Source organism: Massilia sp. CCM 8734 (assembly GCF_011682155.1).
Classification (GTDB): Bacteria; Pseudomonadota; Gammaproteobacteria; order Burkholderiales; family Burkholderiaceae_D; genus Telluria_A; species Telluria_A rubra.
The window spans coordinates 1-728 of record NZ_WHJI01000160.1; the positions used below are offsets into that span (position 1 = coordinate 1).

1 protein-coding gene is annotated in these 728 nt (G+C 60.3%); it reads right to left on the reverse strand.

Annotated features, from left to right (window positions below; translation table 11 throughout):
- Positions 1-728 (reverse strand): hypothetical protein (locus tag F2P46_RS36035; RefSeq protein ID WP_208296927.1); only part of this gene is annotated, 728 nt, incomplete at both ends.

Sequence of the window (728 nt, forward strand, 5' to 3'; positions counted from 1 at the left end):
CGTCAGCAAGCTAGGGATGTTCAGGATGCCAGTTCCGGACTGGCGCCCATCGCGACCCGTAGTGATCCCCATGTTCGAGCCATCGGTCAAGCCCGGCGTGCGAATGATCTGATTCGTAAGGCCTGACGTTGCGGTCTGGATCGCGCGCAGTGCGGTGAGCATGCCGCGGTTAATCGGGACAAGCGCGCCAGAATTCTCCTCCAGCATTGCCAGCGACCGGGTGATCGACTCCGACTTTGCATCGGCATCCCCAAACACGCCACCGGTACCTTGTTTCTTCTGTGCGTCTGCTGCTGACATACCGCCGCCGGAACCGCCACCAGAAAACGCGCTGCCAAGCACCGCCGCGATCGCCACGCCGGCCGCTGCCGCCCCCCATGGCCCCATGGAACTCATGAACGACATGAATACTCCGGGGATCTTGAGCAGGTTTCGCGCGCCTTCGCCAGCAGCAACTGCGCCAGTTTCAACGCCCTGTCCAGCGACAATGGCCGTCGTTTTAGTAGTGGTCGCAAACAGGCTAATAGCCAATGACTTGAGCGCCATCGCCATCTCGTACGCACGAAAGGCTTTTTCTGTGCCCTCCAGCACTCGGTAGCCAGTCGTATTCTCCTTGAAGAACCCCTTTGCGGCGCCGGCCATGTCGCCATAGCTTTTTACTTTTGCCTGTGCACTGGCCCGCGATGCAGCGATCTCGGCCTGGGCAATCTTTTCCGGGCCAGACTTCG